Source organism: Klebsiella quasivariicola (genome assembly GCF_002269255.1).
Taxonomy (GTDB): domain Bacteria; phylum Pseudomonadota; class Gammaproteobacteria; order Enterobacterales; family Enterobacteriaceae; genus Klebsiella; species Klebsiella quasivariicola.
In genome coordinates, this window is the sequence record NZ_CP022824.1 from 1 (window position 1) to 25,494 (window position 25,494).

Sequence of the window (25,494 nt, forward strand, 5' to 3'; positions counted from 1 at the left end):
ATGACGAGCGAAAATAACAGCTTACTTCTGAACCTTCAGGAAGTTGATAAGACAACCGGCGAAGTTGTTAAGCTGGATGTCAACAGCACCAGTACCGTGCAGCCAGTAGCGCTCATGAGACTCGGTCTCTTCGTCCCAACTCTGAAATCAACAGGGAAGAGCAAGGCGAACCGGAAAAACGTTACAGACGCGACTGAGGAGCTTGTACAGCTGTCCATTGCCAAAAGCGAAGGGTACACTGACGTTAAGATCACCGGTTCGCGTCTTGATATGGACACGGATTTTAAAGTCTGGCTGGGGATAATTCGCTCCATGTCGGAGTATGGGGTAAAAAGTGACACCCTGGAACTGTCGTTCGTCGAATTCGTTAAGATGTGCGGATTTGACTCCCGTCGTTCAAACAAAAAAATGCGCGATCGCATCAGTAATTCCCTGTTTAAACTCGCCTCGGTTACGTTGAAGTTCCAGAGCGAGACCAAAGGATGGACCACCCATCTGGTGCAGTCAGCCTATTATGACATCAACGAGGATATCGTTGAGATCAAGGCTGAACCTAAGCTGTTTGAGCTTTACCACATGGACAGAAGGGTACTGCTGCGGCTGAAAGCCATTGACGCCCTGCAGCGCAAGGAATCAGCCCAGGCGCTTTATACCTACATCGAAAGTCTTCCCCAGAATCCTGCACCTATTTCCATGAAACGGATGCGTGAGCGGCTGAATCTCACCTCAAATGTCTATACGCAGAACCACACGGTGCGTAAGGCGATGGAGCAGCTGCGGGATATTGGTTATCTGGATTACACCGAGTTTAAACGTGGCCGAGCCACCTATTTCAGCGTGCATTATCGCAACCCCAAACTCATCAGTGGCCCTGTGAAGGTTCCGCGCAATGAGGAAGAAGAGAAGGCGCCAGAGCAAAATTATGACGAAGTCATTAAGGCGCTGAAGGCTGCGGGCATCGATCCTCTTAAACTGGCTGAAGCCCTCTCAGCGATGAAGCCAGAAAATTGACTGCGATATGCATATCATGACTGCCGTATGCCGCTAAGGACATTCCATTGACTGTGATATGCATCACGCATACCGCAGTCAATATTTATTCTCTATCATGTCTGCCCGGATCGAACAATCTTGACTGTAATATGTGATTTCGGGTCTTGATACGCAGATATTGACTACGGCATGCGGGTTTAACGGGGGTATTCCCTGGTCTGTTCACTATTTCATGGGTGATAACATGCCACAGTCAATTTTTCAGTAAAGCTCTATACCCCTTACGAAGATCTCAATCGGATGCTGAGACGGTCATGTTACCTGATGGTATCCGTTCCCCTGTGTACTGCAGATTTAGCCCGGCAGGATGAGACTGCAGCTGTTTGTATAACCCGGCGCCAGCTTCACGCTGCTAAATGCGATCAGGAAACGGGAGCCGGATGGCAGAAAAATGTGGGCCACAGATGGTCAATGACTGTCGCAGTTAACGGGATGATTCGCTGAGCTTTCAGGAAATAACGCACCGTGGGATGCACGGCCAGAATGCCTGCATTGTGCCCTGTCTTGTCTGCGGTATGTTGATGCCTGCAGGATTGCAGGTCACCGGGTAAGACCACGGCGGTTCAGTCATCAGCATGATGGACTGGTGTGCTGGAGCAGGGAGGGGGCTGAATGCGCTCTGCTCCTGTATTCCGTATTAGCGGAATACAGGACGTCATGCCAGGCGTGCCAATCTCAGCCGGCCGGGGGCAGGGAGCGAAGGATCTCCGCGGCATCGCGACCGTCACCGGTAAAGGGAACGGCCAGGGTGGCAGCCATGTCCAGCGCAAATACCCGGGTATAGACTTCCATCGAGCGCGGATCCTTATGCCCGGCCAGCGCCTGGATGACCTTCCTGGACTGACGGTGATAAAGCATGTGCATGATATAGCTGTGCCGGAAAGTATGCGGCGTTACCGGAATCGAAAAATGCACGCCGTCAGCTTCAGCCCGCTTCACCGCCTGTTTCAGCCAGTTGCGCATTGTCTCATCCGTGACCGGCCATAACGGCTCACGCCGGCGGGGGCGGGTGGTGACCATCCAGCTTTCCATCTGACGCACAAAACTGGCATCCGTCAGCGGTACCAGACGCACTTCATCTTTTGGCGGCCGGCCACGACGTGCCCGCACTTTTTCCGACAGCACCCGAACAAAAGGGCGCAGACCATCCAGGTCGAACGATTCCGGGGTGAGCGTCCGGGCTTCACCGATACGGATCCCGGTATTCCACATGGTGGCGAACAACATGTGGTGACGCTGGTCAGGCATATACCAGAGGAGGGCGCTCACTTCCGGCGCCAGGAGGTAAGCCGGCGTGGCACCTGTTGAGGTGGCCATCCGCCGGAGTGCCACCGCGGTCGCAAAATCAACGCCCGGGGCGATCGGCAGCAGGGAGACGCGTTCTGGTGAATTCTGCAGGGGAATGATGCTGTTCATGAGTTATTTTTCACGTAGCGCACGCACTGTTTATGGATACAGGTATTTTGCACCTGACGGGCCGATCCTGCCATGACAATAAATCGCAGCGCGCGGATCCTTTTGTTGTCTTATCCCGCATTATTGCGGGTAAAACCAAATACGTAAAGGATCCTTTTTCTGCTCAGATCCTCCATGAAGCCAGTAATGACGCGGGTTGATGGCTGTTTTACGGTTTTTGGGAGAATTGGAGTAATGCCAGGATGTACATGTTAGGCAGGAAACAGAAGAGAAGAGAGCGCTACGCGATTTCCGGCCTGGTACACCCCTGTAACCTTGCGGGATTTCGCGTAACGCTTTCATAAGTTTACAACAGAAGAGAAAAGATAATTGCTGAAAAATGAAGTCCGTAAGTTAAATAAAAAATCATGATCCGTCCGGCACTATGTACTTAGCTGTCGTTTAGGTCTTAGGTGTTTTTGCTAAATTACGATGGTATCCCTTGTAAGAGTAATCTGGCTTGTCCTGCACATCTTCAGGTGACAATTCAGTGCAATTTCAGGGATTAATCCTTTTGTCGTCTGCAGAATCTCTCTATAAACGGGCTGTTTGTTGGTTCGCCAGAAGGAAAAAATTTAGCGTCGCGCAGATTCAGGCTGTGTTGAACTTTTCTGTTCTGTATCAACAGTTCCTGTCTTAAGCTGATACAATATACCCTCAGTAGAAAATATTGGATAAGGAAACTATGTACCTTCCTGGACAATTTTCTTGAACCTTTCATGCCGTCTCGTCTTGTTCAGATTCAGAACTGCCATACGTTTCTTCAGCCACTGGTTTTCATAAGAAACCATGAAGATCAAGCATTAATGTCTTTACATTTATTTGAACAGATGCGCTTTAATTGTGCCACAAAAAATAAGTCATTGTAAGTTATGGCGATTTTTAATATACAAATCATTATGCATTCTGAATACATGGAAGTGTATAATGAGCGCTTCAGGTCACAGATGATTAGATGTAACAGTTCACTATTCATCATGATTTATTGGAAACTTGTTAAGTTTTATATGATTATGAGATATTGGGATTATTGAGTTCCAGGACAATTCTGATAAGATAGCGATAACCAACACTACCCTGCAATAACCACTCAAGATGAAAATTATGACAAACCATAAAGAAGAGAACAGGTTATTATCATTATATTCTATGGGGATCCTTGATACAAAATATGAAGAACGATTTGACAGATTGACGAGGATTGCCACCAAACTCTTTGATGTACCAATAGCACTTGTTTCATTAATTGATAGAGACAGGCAATGGTTTAAGTCATGTTATGGGCTGAAGATAAAAGAGACAGATAGAAGTGATTCATTTTGTACAATAGCAGTAGATCTTAGTGAACCATTAATAGTGCCCGATGCAAGCCTTGATCCAAGATTCAAAGAAAATAAATTAGTTAAAAATGATCCTTATATCCGGTTTTATGCAGGGCATCCCGTAAGACTGCCAGATGGTGAGATAGCTGGAACAATATGTATTATTGATACAGAACCAAGAGTATTAACCAGAGATGACTTCTTATTGCTTAAAGATTTAGCAGAAATCGTAGAGGATGAGTTTAGAATAATAAACGAAGCAACTACTGATCCTTTGACAGGTATATGTAACCGGCGTTCTTTCGCCCTAATGACGGATGAATCGTTAAGAAAAGCCAAAAAAAAGAAAAAAACATTCTGTGTTCTGATCATAGATCTCGATAATTTTAAACCAATCAATGATAACTTCGGTCATTCAGAAGGTAATGAAGTACTTTGCAATTTTGCAGATATGCTGGAAGATCTTAGTAGTTCAAAAAGCGTTGTTGCAAGATTAGGAGGTGATGAATTTGGTGTTCTATTACCCGAGTCAACCTATAAAGAAGCAGAAGAATTCCTTCATAAATTGAGGGCCGGGATTACCAGCTACAATCTTAATTCTCAAAAAAAATACAACATAGATTTTTCTGCAGGGATTATTGAATATGATGAGAAAATTCATACTGAATGCTCTGCTATCATGCAGGATGCAGACGAAAGAATGTATGAAATTAAAAAGGGAAAACGATAGTATATGAAAAAATAGGACATACAGCCCTATTTTTTTTGGCCCCTCAAAAAATCAATCAGTTGATCACCTGACAAAGGCTTCGAATAATAATAACCTTGAAATTCATCGCAATTCATATTTTTTAGCAATTCAAACTGTTCATTATTTTCCACACCTTCTGCGACTATACCTAAACTGAAAGCTTTTCCAAGAGACACTATGCTTCTTACAATAGATAAGTCCCGTGCAACGTGGGCAATACCACTAATGAATGTTCTGTCTAACTTAATCGCATCAAATGGAAATTCTCTTAGATAGTTGAGAGAGGAATATCCAGTCCCAAAATGGCTTTGTTGAATAAATCGAACTTTTGCTGAGTTGAAGGATCAGATCACGTATCTTCCCGACAACGCAGACCGTTCCGTGGCAAAGCAAAAGTTCAAAATCACCAACTGGCCCACCTACAATAAAGCCCTCATCAACCGTGGCTCCATAACTTTCTGGCTGGATGATGAAGCTATTCAGGCCTGGTATGAGTCAGCAACACCTTCTTCACGAGGCAGACCTCAGCGCTATTCTGACCTTGCCATCACGACTGTGCTGGTCATTAAACGCGTATTCAGGCTGACCCTGCGCGCTGCGCAGGGCTTTATTGATTCCATTTTTTCTCTGATGAACGTTCCGCTACGCTGCCCGGATTACAGCTGTGTCAGCAGGCAGGCAAAGTCGGTTAATGTCAGTTTCAAAACGCCCACCCGGGGTGAAATCGCACACCTGGTAATTGATTCCACCGGGCTGAAGGTCTTCGGTGAAGGCGAGTGGAAAGTCAAAAAGCATGGCCAGGAACGCCGCCGTATCTGGCGTAAGCTGCATCTCGCCGTTGACAGTAAAACACATGAAATCATCTGCGCTGACCTGTCGCTGAACAATGTGACGGACTCAGAAGCCTTCCCGGGTCTTATCCGGCAGACTCACAGAAAAATCAGGGCAGCATCGGCAGACGGCGCTTACGACACCCGGCTCTGTCACGATGAACTGCGGCGTAAGAAAATCAGCGCGCTTATCCCACCCCGAAAAGGTGCGGGTTACTGGCCCGGTGAATATGCAGACCGTAACCGTGCAGTGGCTAATCAGCAAATGACCGGGAGTAATGCGCGGTGGAAATGGACAACAGATTATAACCGTCGCTCGATAGCGGAAACGGCGATGTACCGGGTAAAACAGCTGTTCGGGGGGGCACTGACGCTGCGTGACTACGATGGTCAGGTTGCGGAGGCTATGGCCCTGGTACGAGCGCTGAACAAAATGACGAAAGCAGGTATGCCTGAAAGCGTGCGTATTGCCTGAAAACACAACCCGCTACGGGGGAGACTTACCCGAAATCTGATTTATTCAACAAAGCCTATAAAAGAAATAAAGAAAAAGATGAAACTGGCTAGCACATATGAGTTGTATCAATTCGCGTATATGTTAAAATCACTCACGGACTCGACCTAATCTGACCTGCTCCCCGTTGATTAATACACCGTGATGTTAGTAATGTCTTCATAAGCCACATGAGGACATCCCCATGAAGAAGCGTTTTTCCGACGAACAGATCATATGTATTCTCCGCGAGGCCGAAGCCGGCGTTTCTGCCCGTGAGCTCTGCCGTAAGCACGCCATTTCCGACGCCACCTTTTACACATGGCGTAAGAAGTATGGCGGTATGGAGGTGCCTGAGGTTAAGCGCCTGAAGTCGCTTGAGGAAGAGAACGCCAGACTCAAGAAGCTGCTTGCTGAAGCCATGCTGGATAAGGAGGCGCTTCAGGTGGCTCTTGGGCGAAAGTACTGACGACAGACCAGAAGCGGGAAGCCGTGGAAGTCATGTGCGAGGCTAAGGGTCTGTCGCAACGTCGTGCCTGCAGGCTGGCAGGTCTGTCCCTGTCAACCTGCCGATATTCGGCTCAGCGTCCGGCTGCTGACGCGCAGCTGTCTCTACGCATCACAGAGCTGGCACTTGAACGCCGCCGTTTTGGTTACCGGCGTATCTGGCAGCTTCTGCGACGTGAAGGTCTTTGCGTTAACCACAAGCGGGTTTACCGCATCTATCAACTTAATGGCCTGAGTGTAAAACGCAGACGACGTCGTAAAGGGCTGGCAACAGAACGTCTGCCGCTGCTCCGCCCGATGGCGCCCAATCTGACCTGGTCAATGGATTTCGTCATGGACGCACTGGCCACAGGTCGCAGGATCAAGTGCCTGACCTGCGTGGATGATTTCACAAAGGAATGCCTGACGGTCACTGTTGCCTTCGGGATTTCAGGCGTGCAGGTCACGCGTATTCTGGACAGCATTGCGCTGTTTCGCGGCTATCCGGCTATGATAAGAACCGATCAGGGCCCGGAGTTTACCTGCCGCGCACTCGATCAGTGGGCTTTTGAGCATGGTGTGGAGCTGCGACTTATCCAGCCCGGCAAGCCAACGCAGAACGGATTTATTGAGAGTTTTAACGGACGCTTTCGTGATGAATGCCTGAATGAGCACTGGTTCAGCGATATTGTTCACGCCAGGAAGATCATTAATGACTGGCGACTGGATTATAACGAGTGTCGACCACATTCATCACTGAATTACCTGACGCCGGCTGAATTTGCAGCGGGCTGGCGAAACGGGAAATATGAAGAAAAACCAACCGACATTACTAACTGAAGGTTGTATCTAACTCTGGGGGCAGGTCAAATCTCCTTTTTTAATTGTTAACACAGGTATTTTTATGTTATTGTATGTTGTTTTGTCTATTTCGCTGGTTTTATTATATGGGATGATAATAAAATATAAAGTGAAGTCAAGGAAATCACAGGGTACTGTAAAAAAGCCTATGGCAATCAGAAATAATAGAAATCTAAAGTAGATTCAAAGAGAATAGCTTTCGGGTATAAATGTAGTTATTCCGTCTTCAGTAAGTTAATGATAAATGCTTTACTCTACCTGATGTTATACAGGACGAGTTTTTCTCACTTTTATCTAATGTGTATATTGTTTTTTCTTTATATCTAAAACTGAAGTCATTGATTCCAGACAGGGCGCGATGACGGTAGTTATCCCGCCTTGTCATCGCACAAGAATACTGAAACTCTACGGCCAATCCGACTGACCAGAATAATCAGAATTATTATTGCACAACAAATTTCATTTTCCTCACGTCAGTGATTCCGGCGGGCGTTAAGTAAAAACGGAGATGTTCTGCCAAATAATTTATGATTTAATGTAGCTCTATATTATTTTTCCCGGAAATTAGTTGCAACAGATATATTCTGTCTTTCTCAATGAGAGCTGGAAATGTATCGCCAGCAGCTGCCAGCAGAGACCATACTTCCAGGATAGCATAGGCCTTTGTATATTCAAGTGCGAAACCTAACCCTTCCAGAGAACCTGCTCTGCGAATATGTTCACATATTGCATTTTCACATACCCGTGTTAAGGCTTCATAACTGAGCGAAAAATCATATTTTTTATCCATCTTAAGCTATCTTCACCCAAATGCAGATATCCGGTTACACGTTGCAATGCGTAACATTATCAATAATAACCCGATTATAACATGAATTTTCGTTTTGTAATGCCGATGTCACACAACATTTTACTCTGTTTTTTTCAAAAAAGAGTGTCTTTATTTTGGTGTACACCTTAGTGTGCGATCGCCCAGCAAGAAATGAATATTCGTTCTATACTAGTGGGTAAAAAACCGCATTACATGCATCGCTTAAAAGTTGCACCATGCATCTGGAGCCTTCACGAGGCTATTAATAACGCATGAATTATCTCTGTAAATCATAACCAGTATCTATCCGAACCATGTCACATTATTTGATTCATACCCGGGATGAGTAAGGCAAGAATAGGTATACTGGAATAGTATGTTCAGTGCCAGCTAATCGGTCAGTGAAGTTGGCGAAAATATAGCTTTATATCTTTTCAATTTGAGGGGAGATCTGCATGGTTAGTCGTAAGCTGGAACGTTTGATTAGCCCTGGAAAGTGGATACATAATCTATCAGTCCTCTCTTTATCGATTCTTTCAGCTGGTATATTTTTTTTGTATTATCTGAGAGCGTATCTTACCTGATTTTTCGGGATAAAATTAAAGACTATACTTCCGATGTGCTTGTTCGCTCTGAATCGCTCCTGGTTCAGACTGAATCTGTCAAGACTGCTGCAAAGTCACATTTGAATATAGGAGACAGTCCATGTACTAATGAAAATATCCTACATCTTCGGGTTGTAGTATGGCCCTATCCGTTGATTAAAGATGTTGGCTACATCATAAAAGGAGAATTAGCCTGTAGTGCTCTGTGGGGGAGTTTACGTCCCACCTTAAGTCTGGAACATTTTGATAAAAAATGGACTTCGCGGGAAGGAGTGTGGCTTTTTGGTATTAAGCTTATGGATGATATATCCGTCAATGGATATATTTCTGAAGGTATTATGGTGACCCTATCACCATTTGTCTTCAGACGATTCGAAACTGATATGTATTCAAAAAACTTTAGCGCTGTTGTCGGAAATAGTAAGCATGACAGGCATTACTTCAATATAGGACCTGATGCTCCTCTTCTTGATCGGCATGATAGCGTTCCACTAAGGTTTAGAGTGTTTAGGGCATGTAGCCTACATTATGATCTCTGTGTTGCAGGAGGTGGGTATTTTACGGGGATATTTTCAGAGCACTGGAGCATACAAATGTTATTAGTAACAGTGTCACTACTTTCCGGTTTAATGATTTATATTATCATTATGAACAGAGCAGAACTCAATAGTTCACTATCTGCAAGGTTTGTAAAGGCTTTGAAAAATGAAGCCCTGTCGCTGGTCTATCAACCTATTTACAGAATTGAAGACGGACAGATCTGCGGATTTGAGGCCTTGCTCAGATGGAAAGATGAAAGACTCGGGAATATTAGCCCTGAAGTATTTATACCGCTTTCTGAAAGGGAAGGGTTGCAGGAGGATGTGACTTTATTCGTCATTAACCATGCTATCCGAGAATTTATCCATACTGCTATTCAGAATGAAATATTTTTGAGCGTAAACATTAATCCAAGCGATCTTGATTCAGAAAAATTCAGGGATAAACTACTAGGATTAATTTCTGAATATAACATCCCATATAAAACAATCCTTCTTGAAATTACGGAGCGTCAAGGAGGGGATTTTGAAGGTATGAAAATTCACATTGATAAATATAAAAATCATGGTGTCAGGTTTGCCATCGATGACTTTGGGACAGGATATTCTAATCTTAATCTGGTAACTGCGCTTGATGTAGATGAAATAAAAATAGACAAATCGCTAACTAGTGCTATTGGTACTGAATCTTTACGATATGATCTTCTTCCCGGACTGCATGAGATGTTCCGCTCCATTGCAGATAAGATTGTGTTTGAGGGTGTAGAGACTCAGGAGCAGGTGAACTATCTGAAGACGTTCTGGCCACAGAGTTATGCTCAGGGCTGGTATTACTCCAGAGCGCTTCCGCTGGAAGAAGCGAGAAAACTTACCATCCGGGAATTGAACTGACCGGCACTTTCAGCGCAAACACTCAGCAATTGCTTGCCGATCAGCTGGTAGAAATTGAAGGGCAGTGTAATCACCTGCTGCTGGCGCAGGGGAAAGCGTTACTGAAAAGTCGTTCTGAACTGCTTAAATAACAGAGAAACCAGGATGTGATTTGATGCAAAACACGGAACAGCGAATGTAATATTTACTGAGATGAGCGAGCTTTGTCTCATAGTACAGAGGAGTCGGGGCTGCCAGTATCCGGTAGACAGCATTATTCGTCTGCAACATAACTCTGCTGGTTGCTGCGGATAACTACTCAGCGCCTTCCAGAGATGGCATTGATGAAAGTAGTAGAAAAAACCTGGAATCTTTGAAGATGTGTCCCTACCTCAGGGGGCTGGAGTGCCATCTGGCCCTAATTCAGCACAGTGCTGCAGATATGTGTTATGTACAAGTAGACACTGTCTTGAAAATCAGAAGTCGTTGAGGGTTGAATGCAATTCCAATATTTGCTTCAGCAGATAACGAGGACCTCTATCTATTGCATCTAGTGAATAGGAAGCCGTTTCCATTTTTCTCTAAAGCAACTGGTGTTGACATCCTGAATTCCTTCAAATGTCTGATATTCCTTTTTTCAAAGCACTAGGGAAGGTGCGAACAAGTTCCTGATATGAGATCATCATATTCATCCGGAGCGCATCCCAGAGGGACATCATGAGCCATCAACTCACCTTCGCCGATAGTGAATTCAGCACTAAGCGCCGTCAGACCCGAAAAGAGATTTTCCTCTCCCGCATGGAGCAGATTCTGCCATGGCAGAATATGACCGCTGTCATCGAGCCGTTTTATCCCAAGGCGGGCAATGGCCGACGGCCCTATCCGCTGGAGACCATGCTGCGTATTCACTGCATGCAGCATTGGTACAACCTGAGCGACGGTGCCATGGAAGATGCCCTGTACGAAATCGCCTCCATGCGCCTGTTTGCCCGATTATCCCTGGATAGCGCCCTGCCGGATCGCACCACCATCATGAATTTCCGCCACCTGCTCGAGCAGCATCAACTGGCCCGTCAATTGTTCAAGACCATCAATCGCTGGCTGGCCGAAGCAGGCGTCATGATGACCCAAGGCACTTTGGTGGATGCCACCATCATTGAGGCACCCAGCTCTACCAAGAACAAAGAGCAGCAACGCGATCCGGAGATGCATCAGACCAAGAAAGGCAATCAGTGGCACTTTGGCATGAAGGCCCACATTGGTGTCGATGCCAAGAGTGGCCTGACCCACAGCCTGGTCACCACCGCGGCCAACGAGCATGACCTCAATCAGCTGGGTAATCTGCTTCATGGAGAGGAGCAATTTGTCTCAGCCGATGCCGGCTACCAAGGAGCGCCACAGCGCGAGGAGCTGGCCGAGGTGGATGTGGACTGGCTGATCGCCGAGCGTCCCGGCAAGGTAAAAACCTTGAAGCAGCATCCGCGCAAGAACAAAACGGCCATCAACATCGAATACATGAAAGCCAGCATCCGTGCCAGGGTGGAGCACCCGTTTCGCATCATCAAGCGGCAGTTCGGCTTCGTGAAAGCCAGATACAGGGGGCTGCTGAAAAACGATAACCAACTGGCGATGTTATTCACCCTGGCCAACCTGTTTCGGGTGGACCAAATGATACGTCAGTGGGAGAGATCTCAGTAAAAACCGGAAATAACGCCAGAAATGGTGGAAAAAATAGCCTAAATAGGCTGATTCGATGTGTTTGCGGGAAAAAAATCGGCCCAGATCCGCGAAATTTTAATCAGCGAGTCAGCTTGGGAAGAAATGACCTGCTTATTCGCACCTTCCCTAGAAAAATACCCGAAAGCTGTTAATCTAATACATTGACTGACCATACAGTACAGCGTTATTTTGTTGGGTTTACTTCACGTACTTTTTATTGTCGGATACTGTTGGGAAAAGACACAAAGAAGCAAGCCATTAAGCGGAATACTGCGTAGGGTTAGAATATACAATTAACTTTTCCGTGATAGGACTAGTGATAACAATATTTCCAGCATGGGCTGACAGGAGTATAGATGGAACTGCTCTCCATAGGTTAATACATCTCGCAATTAACACGCCCGCATATGCCACAAAACTGACGCCCATTCTCGGAATTTTTTTTGCCATTATCTTTCCTGCGGCCTAATTACTTTCCCCACAACTATGGTTTTTTATTAGAGTCTTCACCACTAAATAAATTATAATAAATTGATTTTATTAGACATCTGTCAGAATCTATATGGTCAGCACGTATTGCATGCTCTAATGTTTCAAATGCTAAATTATGCGCGGCCTCAGAAAATATCCCAGGCCAACCCTTACTCAGCATAGACAGTCCTTTAAGGACTCTTATCTGTATCTCCCTCATACCGGCACCATCGCGCGCGACAGGTGAGAAAAAGTCTTCCAGTAGATCGTTATTCTGAAGTGGTGCAACATGAACTGAAGGATATTTCACTTCTATTTCATCAGATTTATTCTGCGCGTAAGTGGAAAGTATACGAACACCTCTGCCAATGACATCAATGGCGGTTCCAGGATCGTTCACTGCGGGGGAAAGTGCCCGGCAGGCTATTTCGGCCATGACGCTAAGACAAAATCGGGGATCCTGAGCAAATGAACGTACATCCGAGACAATAATCGTCTCAAGTAAATCGGCGCTGATTGATGACTCCTGGCCTTGACTCAGGTACAAAACGGGCATGGATGGATGGATGAAACTGCCTGGCTGCGCCACGAGGTATACATGACGGGGATCATTGGTCAGCAGCTTGCTAAGTTTCACCATATTAATATATTCAACATAGCCAATCTTCTTCGGATAAACTGCAACCGTTCCTTTCGGCTGTTCATTGTTCTCAAGCCATGGATATCCGCCGAGACAGGGATTTCTTGCTCTCGCAATAAATGTTTCGATGGCCGCCTGTTCTACTTTTGCCGTTGTCTCACCTACCCTTCCCAGAGAGGTCAAATGCTGTATCCAGCGAAGCAATGTGATGAGGATTAAGGCAATGACAACCAGTGTGACAATGAATAAAATGACTCTCCCCCTTTCTCCATAAGCTCCCATACTGAGGGCAATAATCCCTACCAGACTGAAGAGAAAAGAACCGATGAAGGTGGCCAGTACATTTTGTGTGGTTACGTCTTCAACAACTAAACGCGTAGCTCTGGGAGTCACATTAGTAGTGGCTGAACCGTAGGCTGTGACCATGATACTCAACGAAAAAGTGGTCACTGCCAGCATACTCGATGCCAGTATGTTCAGAATGTTATCGACTGCTTCCGCACCAACCTTCACGGAAACCGACTCAGGTATCATTGATTTAAAAAGAATTGATAAAAGGGCCGTTATTATCGCGACAATGGCGAATAACGTTGCCCTGAACCATAGCTTTTTAACTGTCTGCTTCAGAATCCATTTCCAGCGTGAAATCATTCTGCATTCCTCATATTGCGGCCGGGATAAATAATTGCCGCCCCCAGGACGGCATGTTGCTATTAACGAACGAGGTGCAGGAAGTGCAGATGTTTTTCGTACTGGTCCAGTATGTCATTAATCAGCTGCTCCTGGTTCCAGCCCATCACATCATAATTTTGACCGCCTTCTTTGAGATATACCTCAGCGCGATAATATCTATGTTGTTCAGTCTGCTGCTCATTATTATCCATCGCGGCGAGCGCGAAGGTCGGTGAGCTATACCCGCGAAGCCTCACTTCATATATAAAATTCAGCTCGTTACCCAAATCGACTTCAAGACGAATACGATCCTCGACTGCGTCACTGATGTGGCTTATCGTCCCCTGCTTGTTCAGCTCTTCCTGAACCAGCGTCATGGCGGGCTGGATGACGTCGTCCATAAAACGTTTCACAAGAGATCGCTTCGGCAGATACGCGATATTGCGTAACCTTCTCTGCCAGGGAATTGGGTTACGTGCAGCCGTAGGAGCAATTGTCGCCATGCTCAGGCTTTCACGCTTGGTCAAATCCCGGCGCAAAGCTTTTAAAAGTCCGTATATGGATATCAGTAAGATCACTGAGAAAGGCAATGCACTCGCTATTGTCACTGTTTGCAGCGCACTTAGCCCTCCGGCAAGGAGAAGCGCAATTGCGACAATGCCCATGAGCGAGGCCCAAAATATTCGCTGCCAGACGGGTGTGTTTGCCACTCCACCTGTTGCCAGAGTATCAACTACCATTGCCCCCGAGTCAGCAGACGTGACAAAGAAGACGATGACCATCGCCATTGCGATGAATGACAGCACGGAAGAGAACGGGAAATGCTCCAGGAAATTAAACAGGGCCAGCGCCACATCCTGCTGAACAGTATTGGCGAGGTCTGTGGCCCCCTGGTTCATAATGAGATAGATCGCGCTGTTACCAAACACTGTCATCCACATTAGCGTAAAACCCGCGGGAACAAACAGCACGCCGGTGACAAACTCGCGAATGGTTCGCCCGCGGGAGACCCGTGCGATGAACATCCCCACAAACGGCGACCATGAAAGCCACCATCCCCAGTACAGTAATGTCCAGCCCCCCAGCCATTTGCTCGACTTAGGCTCATACGCGTAAAGGTTGAACGTTTTACTCACCAGTTCCGAAAGATAACCGCCCGTATTTTCCACAAATGACTTCAGCAGAAGCACGGTTGGTCCCAGACACAGGACCAGCGCCAGGAGCAACAACGCCAGACCCAGATTGAGCTCAGACAGGATACGTATTCCCTTATCCAGGCCGGACACCACTGAAATCGTCGCTAACCCCGTGATGACCACGATCAGAATAACCTGCACCGTTTCATTGATGGGCACCCCGAAAAGATGGTTCAAACCGGCATTCACCTGCAAAACGCCGTAACCCAGCGATGTCGCGACGCCAAAGACCGTGCCTATAACAGCGAAAATATCAACCGCATGACCTACAGGCCCGTATATGCGATCGCCAATAATGGGATAGAGTGCGGAGCGCAGAGTTAAAGGCAGACCGTGACGGTAACTGAAGAACGCCAGAATCAGCGCCACAATGGCATAAATTGCCCATGCGTGCAGTCCCCAGTGGAAGAAGGTCAGACGCATTGCTTCCTTGGCTGCCGCAACGGTTTCTGGCGTGCCAACGGGAGGCGAAAGATAATGCATTACAGGTTCGGCAACGCCAAAGAACATCAGGCCGATCCCCATCCCTGCCGAAAAAAGCATCGCAAACCAGGAATGGTAGCTGAAATCAGGCTGCGCATGGTCCGGGCCCAGCTTGATATCACCGTAGCGTGAGAGTCCAAGGAACGTGACACTTAGTAAAATCAGGGCCACAGCAAGGATGTAGAACCAGCTGGCATTCGTGAAGATTTGTTGCTGTAGTAGTTTAAAATTTTTGTCGGCGACATCCGGGAATACGGCGGCAAAGGCGACAAGAAGGAAAATTAGCAAAGCAGATGTAAAGAATACCGCTTTGTTAATCTGGCTTGTAGACTTCTTCGGGATTGTATCATTATCACTCATAATCATTTATTCCATTAATTAAATCCGCACTGGATAGACGGTACTACCTTTCACAGAGTAGCAAAGTTCAACTGGCTATGCGGCGTTAATCGGAACGCATGGTGTAATGAGTTCCGATACAAATCATCCGATATTCGGTAATGACTCCAACTTACTGATAGTGTTTTATGTTCAGATAATGCCCGATGACCTTGTCATACAGCTCCACCGATTTTGAGAACGACAGTGACTTCCGTCCCAGCCTTGCCAGATGTTGTCGCAGATTCAGGTTATGTCGCTCAATGCGCTGAGTGTAACGCTTGCTGATAACGTGCAGCTTTCCCTTCAGGCGGGATTCATACAGCGGCCAGCCATCCGTCATCCATACCACGACCTCAAAGGCCGACAGCAGGCTCAGAAGACGCTCCAGTGTGGCCAGAGTGCGTTCACCGAAGACGTGCGCCACAACCGTCCTCCGTATCCTGTCATACGCGTAAAACAGCCAGCGCTGACGTGATTTAGCACCGACGTAGCCCCACTGTTCGTCCATTTCAGCGCAGACAATCACATCACTGCCCGGTTGTATGCGCGAGGTTACCGACTGCGGCCTGAGTTTTTTAAGTGACGTAAAACCGTGTTGAGGCCAACGCCCATAATGCGTGCACTGGCGCGACATCCGACGCCATTCATGGCCATATCAATGATTTTCTGGTGCGTACCGGGCTGAGAGGCGGTGTAAGTGAACTGTAGTTGCCATGTTTTACGGCAATGAGAGCAGAGATAGCGCTGATGTCCGGCAGTGCTTTTGCCGTTACGCACCACGCCTTCAGTAGCGGAGCAGGAAGGACATCTGATGGAAATGGAAGCCACGCAAGCACCTTAAAATCACCATCATACACTAAATCAGTAAGTTGGCAGCATTACCAATCATCTGTTCTCCAATGACTGGTCTAAAAACTAGTATTAAGACTATCACTTATTTAAGTGATATTGGTTGTCTGGAGATTCAGGGGGCCAGTCTAGTGATCTTGACCCTCCATCTCCGAACAGCTTTTGTATCTTAAGTTAACGATGTCCGCTGCCGCCGGTATTCCCTCGGGGAGTGATATCCCAGCGCGCTGTGCGGGTGGTTTTCATTGTAATGCGTGAACGCTACTGCAAGGTTTCGCAGTGCTGTTCTCACATCCGGTTTTGGCATGAACGCGATATAGTCTTCTTTCATCGTTTTCACGAACCGTTCGGCCATGCCATTACTCTGCGGGCTGCTCACCGCTGTTGTGCAGGGCTCCAGATTCAGCTCTCTCGCGAACCTCCACGTTTCATACGCGGTATACGCTGAACCGTTGTCCGTCAGCCACTGCACCGCTGTATCGGGCAACCTGTCGCCGAAGCGCTTTTCCACCGACCTCAGCATCACATCCTGCACGGTTGAACTGTCATAGCCTCCCGTGCTTGCTGCCCAGTCTATGGCCTCACGGTCGCAGCAGTCCAGCGCGAACGTTACCCGCAGTTTTTCGCCGTTGTCGCAGCCGAACTCGAAGCCATCTGAACACCAGCGCATATCGCTTTCTGCCACCGCTATCTTGCCCTTATGTTCACGCTTCGGTCGCTCTGGTTTGTCATGCAACAACAACAGGTTATGCTCGCTCATTATCCTGTAAAGCCGTTTGGCGTTCACAGGTGGCTGTCCCTCTGTGCGACGTTGCTTGCGCAGGATGCCCCACACGCGTCGATAACCATAACTCGGCATATCGCTGATGATGTCGAGGATAGCCGACAGTATTTCTTCGTCTGCTTCGTCATTACGCCGGTTACAGCGCTTGTCCTGCCAGTCGGCAGAACGGTTAATCCGCAGTGACAGCTGCGCACGCGACACGCCCATGGTGCGGCTGACCAGGGCTATTCCCCGTCCTTTGGCAACAAGGGCGCGTGCGCTATCCATTTTCGCGACTGGCCGTACTCCACGGCTTCTTTCAGGATCTCAACTTCCATCGTCTTCTTGCCCAGAAGGCGCTGAAGTTCCCGGACCTGCTTCAGAGCAGCAGTAAGCTCAGAAGCAGGAACGACTTCCTCTCCGGCCGCAACGGCGGTGAGGCTGCCTTCCTGATATTGCTTCTTCCACTTAAACAGCAGGCTGGGCTGGATACCATGCAGGCGGGCGACATGGGAGACATTCATGCCCGGCTCCATCGTCTGCTGGATAATGGCGATCTTCTCCTGAGGAGTTTTACGTTTACGGGCTTCTTGCCCTAACAGGATCCCGGTCATCTCAAAATTGGCGTTAGTGTTAGACATATATTCAAGCCTATCTCTTATCTGGAGATACAGCTACTGTCCGGTGTTTCAGGGGGCTACATCATTATGGGCGTTGGCCTCAACACGGTTTTACGTCACTTAAAAAACTCAGGCCGCAGTCGGTAACCTCGCGCATACAACCGGGCAGTGATGTGATTGTCTGCGCTGAAATGGACGAACAGTGGGGCTACGTCGGTGCTAAATCACGTCAGCGCTGGCTGTTTTACGCGTATGACAGGATACGGAGGACGGTTGTGGCGCACGTCTTCGGTGAACGCACTCTGGCCACACTGGAGCGTCTTCTGAGCCTGCTGTCGGCCTTTGAGGTCGTGGTATGGATGACGGATGGCTGGCCGCTGTATGAATCACGCCTGAAGGGAAAGCTGCACGTTAACAGCAAGCGTTACACTCAGCGCATTGAGCGACATAACCTGAATCTGCGACAACATCTGGCAAGGCTGGGACGGAAGTCACTGTCGTTCTCAAAATCGGTGGAGCTGCATGACAAGGTCATCGGGCATTATCTGAACATAAAACACTATCAGTAAGTTGGGGTCATTACCCAGGCACAGTTAAGCAAAGAAGATCGCATTTACGTCAAAAAGTCCATTCGCTGGCTTACCCTGAAGCGACCCGGCAACCTGACGCCCGCAGAGCAAAAGGCGCTGGAGGTTGTAAAGCAGGCGATCCCAGCACTTGCCATGGCCTATGACTTCAAGGAAGCCTTCTTCTGCATCTACGACGAACCCGACAAGCAGAGTGCTCAGAACGCCTTTGAGGCTTGGAAGAACAGCCTGCCGCCTTATGGCATGGAGCCTTTCAAAAAACTGGTAAAAACGGTACACAACCATTACGACGACATCTTTGCCTACTGGGATGCGCCGTTCTCACTCACCAATGGCTATACCGAAGGGCTCAACGGTTTGATCAAGATGTCCAACCGGTTAGGTCGGGGTTATAGCTATGAGATCATCCGTGCAAAGACGTTGTACTCCAAAGAAGCCCGCAAGGTTGGCAGTGGTATTCGAGCAGGACGAGGCAAGGTCGAGTATGGACCGCACATTCCGACATTGTTGAAGCAGGCAGAAGGTGGAGAGTTGGATTAACGCGAGAGAGGGCGCGTCTGAGAATCCAACCAATGTTAGATTTTCGCAGGGTGGTGAAAAACAGAAAAATCCAACCAGAAGCAGCTTTTTGTCCGACTAAGAATCAAGGGTTAGAATGGATGAATTCCAACCCTAGAATGCAAATAGCCCATATAATAATTCCTTTCAGACAGGTACCGGTTAAGTGTAGCTGAGTCAGACAAAAAAGCCCCCTGACGGGGGGCAAAAATGTAGCAACGTTGTTTCAGGAAAATCTATCAGGGAAAAGGTAACAGCACGGATACTACCGTCGCATTCAGCCTGCATTGATCATGCGGCGGTGCGCTTCGGCCATGGCCTGATGTGGGCCGGATTGCCCGTTATTCATGAATTCATGAGCAACCGCTGCTCTTTCATGCTCATTCATCGCCGCGTAAGACGTTGACGGGACGGTCGTGGATACCGTGTTATTTCCCATCATCTTCTGATGACTTTCCACCATTTTCTGGTGAGCATCCGCCGAGCCGTTCGTCATGGTTTCATGAGCAATAATGGCCTGTTCATGCTGGTCCATACCGGTCATACGAGGAGCAGTCCCCTGGATCCCGACAGGAGCCTCAGCAGACTGCATCTGGTGAGCAGGAGCCTGTGCATTGTTGACGCGATCATGGATATTCACGGTTTCAGTGGCCCAGGCCGATGAAATTAAACCAAAGCCCAGCAAAGATGCTAATACGATATTTTTCATGATAACTCTCCATTTCTGAATTAGTGATGTCCGGGGAAGTACAACCGGTGTTTTCAGTTCCATAACTGAAACAAGTTCGGCAGCGTTTATTTCTCCGGAAGAGGGCTGGATATTCATTTCCTGGCGTACTCTGACGCCGGGTATTGATGAAGCAATCCAGCCTTCCTGATAAGTTGCACTAATTATATCGAATGGCTTCTGTTTGCTGCATGACAGGCTAATGACATCTTTGTCATTTACATCTTTATTTTCAGCATTGGGTTTCCGGGATCATTTTCTCCAGTCTGGGCACGGATAAGATAAAACGCGTGGAGCGTACGTCTGATTCCACCTGCACTCTTCCGTGATGTGCTTCCACGATTGACTTCACAATCGCAAGGCCGATGCCGCTGCCTTCTCCTTTTCGTTGTCTGGATGGATCCACCCGATAAAAACGGTCAAACAGCCTTGATAAATGTTCTTCAGGGATCGGTTTCCCCGGATTTTCAATCACAAGGTCAAAAAAGCTCTCCTGCTCTCTTATTGAGACGGTGATTGCCTGTCCCTCCGGGGTATAACGCAGGGCATTGGATAACAGATTATTGATCGCCCTTCTGAACATTTGTGGATCTCCCTCAACCAGGCAGGGCATCCCGTTAAATTTGAGCGTGATATTGCGTTCTTCGGCCCAGGCTTCGAAAAACTCGAAGACTTTCATGACTTCCGCTCTGAGGTCAAACATGACCCTGTCAGGTATCAGCTGATTATTATCTGCCTGTGCCAGGAACAGCATATCGCTGACCATTTTGGTCATCCGGTTATACTCTTCAAGACTGGAATAGAGGACATCCTCAAGTTCCCTCTGTGTTCGATCCTGACTCAGTGCGATTTCAGTCTGCGTCACCAGATTGGTGATGGGCGTTCTGATCTCATGCGCGATATCGGCAGAGAAATTGGCCTGGCGGGTAAAGACATCCTCAATCTTTCCAATCATATGATTGAACGAGATAACCAGTTGCTCCAGCTCAATGGGAACGCGTGTCGGTTCCAGTCGCGCATCAAGATTCTCGGAGGTGATGTTTTTAATGGCATTGCTGACATTACGAAGGGGCAGGTGCCCCTGACGGACAGCGATTCGAATGATCAGAACAATCAACAGGCTTATCACGACGGCAATCGCAATCAGGTTCTTTTTCAGCGCATCGAGGTAATGGAGATGGAAATTAATGGATAGGCCAGTCAGCATGACATAGTTCTGCTGTTTGCCCTGAAATATCGCCTGACCAGAGGAGGCGATAATCCTGTATGTTTCCATCTTCATTTCGGACCCGGTATCCATCGGTCCCGCAGGATCCTCCACCGTCCAGAGAAAGACATCCCGTGCGCGGCTGTGCTCGCTAAAATCTGCTGAATTCACTGCCGGGCGTAGTGCCGCCCCCTGAGCTGAGCTAAAGAGCACTTCACCCCTGGGATTGAGGAGCAAAAGGGCAACGTTGCGGTAGCTGGCAATTGATTCCTTTATTTTGCTTACTTTTTTTTCATCCGGATCTGCCGGGGACTGGAGTATACGGCTCAGTGTGGTGCTGATTTGTTGCAGATCGCTGACATCCTGCTCGGCAAAATGCTTTTCAACAGAATGCAGCATAAACCAGGTGAAGGCGATAAACGCCAGTATTGTGGACAGGCTGATAAAAAAGGTCAGCCGCAGAGCGAGTGAGAAAGGTCGTCTGGACGGTTTGCTATGCATCCGGGATCTCCAGCATGTAGCCCACGCCCCGCACTGTCTGGATCAGTTTTGTCCCGTAATCGTTGTCTATTTTAGCGCGGAGTCGCTTTACTGCGACATCAATCGCGTTAGTGTCGCTGTCAAAATTCATGTCCCAGACCTGAGAGGCAATCAGGGAGCGGGGAAGAACTTCTCCCTGATGGCGAATGAAGAATTCCAGCAAGCTGAACTCTTTACTGGTGAGCACAATGCGGTTCCCGGCGCGGCTGACTTTTCTGGATACGAGATCAACCGAGAGGTCAGCCACTTTAAGCTGGCTTTCCGTGATCATCGTGTTTCCCCGCCTGAGGAGGGTTCTTACCCGGGCGAGCAGTTCAGCAAACGCAAAGGGCTTCACCAGATAATCGTCCGCACCCAGCTCAAGTCCTTTGACCCTGTGTTCAATCGTGCCAAGGGCCGTCAGCAGTAATACCGGCATCCCCTTTCCGGCACTGCGCAGCATACGGATGATATCCCAGCCGTTTACATCAGGCAGCATGATATCCAGGATGACTAAATCATACTCGGCTGTCATGGCAAGATGATATCCGGTCAGACCATTATCAGCGTGATCCACGACGAACCCCGCCTCTGTCAGCCCCTTGCTGAGATATTCACCTGTTTTAATTTCGTCTTCAACGATTAATATTTTCATCATGCTCCCCGGCTGGCTGCTAATGTCATTTTATTGCGCCCACGATCGTTATCAACGGATTACAGCAAAAATGACAACATTGTCATTATCCTGTCACCCGGCAAACAGAGAGCGTTCGGTAAAGTATCCCTATCAATACTCTGGATTTCGTTTGAACCATTTACCAGGTCTGCCTGTACGAGAAGCGTTATGTTCAAATTAAAATTACTCAGCATCAGTACCATATTCATCCTGGCTGGTTGTGTTTCTCTGGCACCTGAATATCAGCGTCCGCCAGCTCCGGTTCCCCAGCAGTTTTCATTGTCTAAAAACAGTCTGACGCCTGCGGTAAACAGCTATCAGGATACGGGCTGGCGAAACTTTTTTGTCGATCCCCAGGTCAGCAGGCTGATCGGTGAAGCCCTGAATAATAACCGTGATTTGAGAATGGCTGCCCTGAAGGTTGAAGAGGCCCGGGCCCAGTTCAACGTCACGGATGCAGATCGTTATCCCCAACTGAATGCCTCATCCGGGATCACATACAACGGTGGTCTGAAAGGTGACAAGCCGACCACACAGGAGTACGACGCGGGTCTGGAGCTCAGCTATGAGCTCGATTTTTTTGGCAAACTTAAGAACATGAGTGAGGCTGATCGCCAGAACTACTTTGCCAGCGAAGAAGCCCGTCGTGCCGTACACATCCTGCTGGTCTCCAACGTTTCACAGAGCTATTTCAGCCAGCAACTGGCGTACGAACAACTCCGTATTGCGCGGGAAACGCTGAAAAATTATGAACAGTCCTATGCTTTCGTTGAGCAACAGCTCGTGACCGGGAGTACGAACGTTCTGGCACTTGAACAGGCGAGAGGACAAATCGAAAGTACCCGCGCCGAAATAGCCAAACGAGAAGGCGATCTGGCTCAGGCAAACAATGCCCTGCAACTGGTGCTGGGAACGTACCGCGCACTTCCGTCAGAAAAAGGGATGAAAGGCGGGGAGATCGCACCAGTAAAATTGCCACCAAATCTATCTTCACAAATTTTGCTGCAGCGACCGGATATTATGGAAGCGGAATATCAGCTGAAAGCGGCTGATGCCAATATTGGCGCAGCGCGAGCGGCCTTTTTCCCCTCCATTACCCTGACCAGTGGTCTTTCCGCAAGCAGTACGGAGCTGTCAAGCCTGTTTACGTCAGGAAGTGGAATGTGGAATTTTATCCCTAAAATTGAAATTCCTATTTTTAATGCTGGCAGGAATAAAGCCAATCTGAAGCTGGCTGAAATTCGCCAGCAACAATCGGTGGTTAATTACGAACAAAAAATTCAGTCAGCCTTTAAGGATGTTTCCGACACGCTTGCGCTGCGCGACAGTCTTAGCCAGCAACTTGAGTCACAGCAGCGTTATCTTGATTCACTTCAGATAACTCTCCAGCGTGCCAGAGGATTATATGCAAGTGGTGCTGTCAGTTACATCGAAGTGCTGGATGCAGAACGTTCCCTCTTCGCTACGCAGCAAACCATTCTCGATCTTACCTATTCCCGACAGGTTAACGAAATTAATCTGTTTACCGCGCTGGGTGGCGGTTGGGTAGAGTAAATTTATTTAATTAATCAGGAAATTAAAAATGCGTAATTCACTTAAAGCCGTTTTATTTGGTGCCTTCTCTGTCATGTTTTCTGCCGGTCTTCATGCTGAAACACATCAGCATGGCGATATGAATGCTGCCAGTGATGCTTCGGTACAGCAGGTTATCAAGGGCACCGGTGTCGTTAAAGACATTGATATGAATAGTAAAAAGATTACCATTTCGCACGAAGCAATCCCTGCTGTGGGCTGGCCTGCAATGACCATGCGCTTCACTTTTGTTAATGCAGACGACGCTATCAATGCCCTGAAAACCGGCAACCATGTCGATTTCTCGTTTATTCAGCAGGGCAATATCTCCTTACTCAAAAGCATTAACGTTACGCAATCCTGATTATCAGTCCGGAGCGAATACATCCAGTGCGCCTGAACATTCATTAAGGGATTACTGTGAATGAATGATCGGGCGCATATGCCAGGTGTTTTGATTTTTCAGCGAGAAATTGTATGGCTTCTTTAAAGATAAAATATGCTGCAATAATTATCAGCAGCCTCATAGCAGGGGGGCTGATATCGGTTACTGCCTGGCAGTATGTAAACTCATCACAAAAAACAGTACAAACCGAACAAAAGGCACCGGAGCGAAAGGTACTTTTCTGGTATGACCCGATGAAACCGGATACCAAATTTGATAAACCCGGAAAATCTCCCTTTATGGATATGGACCTGGTGCCGAAATATGCTGATGAAAGTGGCGATGAAAGCAGTGGCGGGATCCGTATCGATCCAACGCAGGTTCAGAATCTGGGATTAAAAACGCAAAAAGTCACGCGAGGAATGCTGAATTATTCCCAGACAATCCCGGCTAATGTCAGTTACAACGAGTATCAGTTTGTCATTGTGCAGGCGCGCTCTGACGGTTTCGTCGAAAAAGTGTATCCCCTGACGATTGGCGATCATGTGAAGAAAGGCACTCCGCTTATCGATATCACCATTCCTGAATGGGTTGAGGCACAAAGTGAGTTCCTGCTGTTATCCGGTACAGGCGGTACGTCAACCCAGATAAAAGGGGTTCTGGAGCGACTTCGTCTGGCTGGTATGCCGGAAGAGGATATTCAAAGGCTGCGTTCAACCCGCACAATCCAGACCCGTTTTACCATTAAAGCACCTATTGATGGTGTCATTACTGCGTTTGACCTGCGCACCGGCATGAATATTTCGAAAGATAAAGTAGTGGCTCAGATTCAGGGGATGGACCCGGTCTGGATCAGCGCTGCAGTGCCAGAATCTATCGCATATCTGCTGAAAGATACGTCGCAGTTTGAAATTTCGGTACCGGCTTATCCGGATAAAACATTCCATGTCGAAAAATGGAACATTCTTCCCAGCGTGGATCAGACAACCCGTACGCTTCAGGTCCGTCTCCAGGTTTCTAATAAGGATGAGTTTCTCAAGCCGGGCATGAATGCCTATCTGAAACTGAATACCAAGAGCCAGGAGATGCTGCTGATACCAAGCCAGGCCGTTATCGATACCGGCAAAGAACAGCGCGTGATTACTGTTGATGATGAAGGCAAGTTTGTGCCGAAACAGATCCACGTTCTGCATGAATCACAGCAACAGTCCGGCATCGGTTCCGGCCTGAATGAAGGCGATACCGTGGTGGTCAGTGGCCTGTTCCTCATTGACTCCGAAGCCAATATTACGGGCGCGCTGGAACGTATGCGCCACCCTGAAAAAACAGAAAGCAGTATGCCAGCAATGTCTGACCAGCCTGTAAATATGCATTCAGGGCACTGAGGAGACGA

Annotated in this window: 20 protein-coding genes and 3 pseudogenes; 13 read left to right on the forward strand and 10 right to left on the reverse strand. The window is 47.8% G+C overall.

Annotated features, from left to right (window positions below; genetic code table 11):
• Positions 1-1,011 carry a RepB family plasmid replication initiator protein gene (locus B8P98_RS27860; protein WP_004182030.1) on the forward strand — a complete coding sequence of 337 codons (1,011 nt, stop codon included), beginning with the start codon at positions 1-3 and terminating at the stop codon, positions 1,009-1,011.
• Positions 1,012-1,728: 717 nt separating this feature from the next.
• Here the strand turns inward: B8P98_RS27860 and B8P98_RS27865 are convergent.
• Positions 1,729-2,469, reverse strand: coding sequence for a tyrosine-type recombinase/integrase (locus B8P98_RS27865; RefSeq protein ID WP_064141638.1), 741 nt, complete (start codon positions 2,467-2,469; stop codon positions 1,729-1,731).
• Between the two features lie 1,143 nt (positions 2,470-3,612).
• Here B8P98_RS27865 and B8P98_RS27870 point away from each other — a divergent pair.
• Complete coding sequence (locus tag B8P98_RS27870) at positions 3,613-4,560, forward strand: sensor domain-containing diguanylate cyclase (RefSeq protein WP_004152065.1); 948 nt, start codon at positions 3,613-3,615, stop codon at positions 4,558-4,560.
• 26 nt (positions 4,561-4,586) lie between these two features.
• On the opposite strand, the gene B8P98_RS27875 is transcribed toward B8P98_RS27870, so the two are convergent.
• Positions 4,587-4,898, reverse strand: a complete 312-nt coding sequence (locus B8P98_RS27875) for an EAL domain-containing protein (RefSeq protein WP_071527918.1) — start codon at positions 4,896-4,898, stop codon at positions 4,587-4,589.
• A gap of 19 nt (positions 4,899-4,917) precedes the next feature.
• Here B8P98_RS27875 and B8P98_RS27880 point away from each other — a divergent pair, with 19 nt between their 5' ends.
• The gene (locus B8P98_RS27880; protein ID WP_011977741.1) at positions 4,918-5,886 is read left to right on the forward strand and encodes an IS5-like element IS903B family transposase; all 969 of its coding nucleotides are present in this window, start codon (positions 4,918-4,920) and stop codon (positions 5,884-5,886) included.
• A 223-nt stretch (positions 5,887-6,109) separates the two neighbouring features.
• Positions 6,110-7,230 (forward strand): IS3-like element ISKpn34 family transposase gene (locus B8P98_RS27885; protein ID WP_087759866.1). Its coding sequence is split into 2 segments (ribosomal slippage): positions 6,110-6,368 and positions 6,368-7,230, totalling 1,122 coding nucleotides; the frame shifts between segments, so codons are not numbered across the junction.
• Positions 7,231-7,783: 553 nt separating this feature from the next.
• Here the strand turns inward: B8P98_RS27885 and B8P98_RS27890 are convergent.
• Positions 7,784-8,041, reverse strand: a complete 258-nt coding sequence (locus B8P98_RS27890) for a hypothetical protein (protein ID WP_004197688.1) — start codon at positions 8,039-8,041, stop codon at positions 7,784-7,786.
• Positions 8,042-8,681: 640 nt separating this feature from the next.
• Between B8P98_RS27890 and B8P98_RS31755 the strand changes: the two are divergent.
• The 4 genes and pseudogenes from B8P98_RS31755 to B8P98_RS31945 all read left to right on the forward strand — a co-directional run.
• Positions 8,682-9,194 (forward strand): annotated as a pseudogene (locus B8P98_RS31755) (CSS-motif domain-containing protein); the annotation flags it as partial.
• Positions 9,195-9,260: 66 nt separating this feature from the next.
• On the forward strand, positions 9,261-10,097 hold the full coding sequence (locus tag B8P98_RS31760; RefSeq protein WP_004178087.1) for an EAL domain-containing protein: 837 nt from the start codon (positions 9,261-9,263) through the stop codon (positions 10,095-10,097).
• 696 nt (positions 10,098-10,793) lie between these two features.
• Complete coding sequence (locus B8P98_RS27900; protein ID WP_020806188.1) at positions 10,794-11,774, forward strand: IS5-like element ISKpn26 family transposase; 981 nt, start codon at positions 10,794-10,796, stop codon at positions 11,772-11,774.
• Positions 11,756-11,947, forward strand: a complete 192-nt coding sequence (locus B8P98_RS31945; protein WP_318191006.1) for a hypothetical protein — start codon at positions 11,756-11,758, stop codon at positions 11,945-11,947. The genes B8P98_RS27900 and B8P98_RS31945 overlap by 19 nt, the downstream gene beginning before the upstream one ends.
• Positions 11,948-12,279: 332 nt before the next feature.
• Here B8P98_RS31945 and B8P98_RS27910 read toward each other — a convergent pair whose 3' ends face one another.
• From B8P98_RS27910 to B8P98_RS27930, 4 genes are all read right to left on the reverse strand, one after another.
• Positions 12,280-13,557, reverse strand: coding sequence for a DUF2254 domain-containing protein (locus B8P98_RS27910; protein WP_004152070.1), 1,278 nt, complete (start codon positions 13,555-13,557; stop codon positions 12,280-12,282).
• A 62-nt stretch (positions 13,558-13,619) separates the two neighbouring features.
• The gene (locus B8P98_RS27915) at positions 13,620-15,617 is read right to left on the reverse strand and encodes a BCCT family transporter (RefSeq protein WP_004178088.1); all 1,998 of its coding nucleotides are present in this window, start codon (positions 15,615-15,617) and stop codon (positions 13,620-13,622) included.
• A 151-nt stretch (positions 15,618-15,768) separates the two neighbouring features.
• Positions 15,769-16,466 (reverse strand): IS1 family transposase gene (locus B8P98_RS27920; protein WP_223174975.1). Its coding sequence is split into 2 segments (ribosomal slippage): positions 15,769-16,217 and positions 16,217-16,466, totalling 699 coding nucleotides; the frame shifts between segments, so codons are not numbered across the junction.
• Between the two features lie 190 nt (positions 16,467-16,656).
• Positions 16,657-17,864 (reverse strand): IS3 family transposase gene (locus B8P98_RS27930; protein ID WP_085955172.1). Its coding sequence is split into 2 segments (ribosomal slippage): positions 16,657-17,543 and positions 17,543-17,864, totalling 1,209 coding nucleotides; the frame shifts between segments, so codons are not numbered across the junction.
• A 90-nt stretch (positions 17,865-17,954) separates the two neighbouring features.
• Here B8P98_RS27930 and B8P98_RS27935 point away from each other — a divergent pair.
• Together B8P98_RS27935 and B8P98_RS27940 are read left to right on the forward strand one after the other, a co-directional pair.
• Positions 17,955-18,439: pseudogene (locus B8P98_RS27935) on the forward strand (IS1-like element IS1X2 family transposase); the annotation flags it as partial.
• 15 nt (positions 18,440-18,454) lie between these two features.
• Positions 18,455-18,997 (forward strand): annotated as a pseudogene (locus tag B8P98_RS27940) (ISL3-like element ISKpn25 family transposase); the annotation flags it as partial.
• Between the two features lie 295 nt (positions 18,998-19,292).
• On the opposite strand, the gene silE reads toward B8P98_RS27940, so the two are convergent.
• The 3 genes from silE to silR form a co-directional block, all read right to left on the reverse strand.
• Positions 19,293-19,724 carry a silver-binding protein SilE gene (gene silE, locus B8P98_RS27945; RefSeq protein ID WP_004178091.1) on the reverse strand — a complete coding sequence of 144 codons (432 nt, stop codon included), beginning with the start codon at positions 19,722-19,724 and terminating at the stop codon, positions 19,293-19,295.
• A gap of 250 nt (positions 19,725-19,974) precedes the next feature.
• Positions 19,975-21,450 (reverse strand): copper/silver sensor histidine kinase SilS, encoded by a 1,476-nt coding sequence (silS, locus tag B8P98_RS27950; RefSeq protein ID WP_003032875.1) that lies wholly within the window; start codon positions 21,448-21,450, stop codon positions 19,975-19,977.
• Entirely contained in the window at positions 21,443-22,123 is a 681-nt protein-coding gene (gene silR / locus B8P98_RS27955) for a copper/silver response regulator transcription factor SilR (RefSeq protein WP_001572351.1), read from the reverse strand. Before silR ends, silS begins: the two co-directional genes overlap by 8 nt.
• Before the next feature lie 189 nt (positions 22,124-22,312).
• On the opposite strand from silR, the gene silC reads away from it, so the two are divergent.
• The 3 genes from silC (at position 22,313) to silB (ending at position 25,486) form a co-directional block, all read left to right on the forward strand.
• Complete coding sequence (silC, locus tag B8P98_RS27960) at positions 22,313-23,698, forward strand: Cu(+)/Ag(+) efflux RND transporter outer membrane channel SilC (RefSeq protein ID WP_000475512.1); 1,386 nt, start codon at positions 22,313-22,315, stop codon at positions 23,696-23,698.
• Between the two features lie 28 nt (positions 23,699-23,726).
• Positions 23,727-24,080 (forward strand): cation efflux system protein CusF, encoded by a 354-nt coding sequence (cusF, locus tag B8P98_RS27965; RefSeq protein ID WP_001246153.1) that lies wholly within the window; start codon positions 23,727-23,729, stop codon positions 24,078-24,080.
• Positions 24,081-24,193: 113 nt separating this feature from the next.
• On the forward strand, positions 24,194-25,486 hold the full coding sequence (gene silB / locus B8P98_RS27970; protein ID WP_004152079.1) for a Cu(+)/Ag(+) efflux RND transporter periplasmic adaptor subunit SilB: 1,293 nt from the start codon (positions 24,194-24,196) through the stop codon (positions 25,484-25,486).
• Positions 25,487-25,494 lie beyond the last annotated feature (8 nt).